Consider the following 1,510-nt stretch of genomic DNA (forward strand, 5'->3'; position numbering starts at 1 on the left):
TGCGCGAGCTGGTCGAGAATGAAGCTGATGCCGATCGTCGCGAGCAGCGGTGCGATGCGTGCCGCGTGACGCAGCGGCCGCAGCCCGATCCGCTCGATCGCGACGCCGAGCGCGCCGCAGCCGACGACGACTGCCGCGAGCGCGACCGGCAGCGGCAGCCCGAAGCGCGTCAGGCACAGCCAGCCGATGAACGCGCCGACCATGTAGACCGAGCCGTGCGCGAAGTTGATCAGGTGCGACACGCCGAAGATCAGCGCGAGCCCGACCGCGAGCAGCGCGTAGATGTTGCCGACGATGAGGCCGTTGAGCGTGTAGTCGAGCCAGGAAGCCATCACGATGCGTCCGTTGCGTGCATGCTGTTCAGGTTCAGGTTCAACGCGCGGCGAGCTGCGGTTTTGCGCCGTCCCACAGCGCCCACTGCCCCTGCTTCACGACGAGATACACGGTACGTGCGCCTGCGACGCGGCGCGTCTGCGGATCGAAGCGCACCTTGCCGAAGATCACGCTCGGCACGTCGCTGATTTTCGCGAAGCCGTCGTGCGCGGCCTGGCGCGTCGTGCCGTAGCGGCGCAGCACCTCGGCCGACAGGATCAGCGCGTCGTATGCGCGCGCAACGAACGAGTCGGGATCGGCATGGAATTTCGCGCGATAACGCTGCACGAACGCCTGCACCTCGGGTCGCGGCTCGGCCGGGAAGAAGTTCGACTCGGTATAGACGCCGTCGACGGCCGCGCCGCCCAGCTCGAGGAATTTCGGTGAATACACGGAGCCGACCGCCGCGATCGGCAGCGTGACGCCCGACGTGCGCGCCTGCCGCACGATCTGCGCGCCGTCCGCGTAGTACGAGATCAGCACGATCGAATCGGGCTTCGATGCACCGATCCGCACGAGCGTCGAGCGGAAATCCTTCTCCGTCGGCTGATAGCCTTCGGCCGCGACGACCTGCGCGCCGAGCCCGGCCACCGCCTTCGCAAAGATGTCCTTGCTGGTGCGGCCCCAGTCGGTATTCAGGAACAGCACCGCGATCCGCTTGAAGCCGAGCTCCTTCACCGCGTAGCGCGCAAGCAGCGGCTGCTCCTCGGCCTGGCTCAGCGCGGTGCTCCACAGATAGTCGCCGCCCTTCGTGAAGTCCGGATGCGAGTTCGTGAAGCCGAACTGGATCAGCTGCCCGCGCTGGTAGATCGGCGACGCGGCCATCGACGTCGCGCTGGAGAAGTCGCCCAGCTCGATCGCGATGCGCGGATCAGCGACGAACTTCTGCGCGATCGCCACCGCCTGGCGCGGGTCGCTGCGGCTGTCCTGGAAGTCGACCGCGAGCGGACGACCGTGAATGCCGCCGCTGCCGTTGATCTCGTCGAGCGCGAGATCGAAGCCGCGTTTCCATTGTTCGCCGTACTGCGCATCCTGCCCCGTGAGCGGCCCGCTCACGCCGATCACCACCGGCTCGCCCGACACGCCCGCCGCGAGCGCGCCGCCCGTCGACAAGCCCCATGCGGCAGCGAGCGCCGCC

The 1,510-nt window shown here is 68.2% G+C and carries 2 protein-coding genes; both read right to left on the reverse strand.

The window, feature by feature from the left end; all coding sequences use genetic code 11:
* Positions 1–332: branched-chain amino acid ABC transporter permease (locus tag G3N93_RS40050; RefSeq protein ID WP_206135529.1), on the reverse strand; the 332-nt coding region annotated here is incomplete at its 3' end.
* 40 nt (positions 333–372) lie between these two features.
* Positions 373–1,510, reverse strand: a 1,138-nt coding sequence (locus tag G3N93_RS40055; RefSeq protein WP_206135530.1) for an ABC transporter substrate-binding protein, incomplete at its 5' end; no start/stop codon positions are given.

This window comes from Burkholderia sp. Se-20378 (genome assembly GCF_017104665.1).
GTDB classification, from domain to species: domain Bacteria; phylum Pseudomonadota; class Gammaproteobacteria; order Burkholderiales; family Burkholderiaceae; genus Burkholderia; species Burkholderia lata.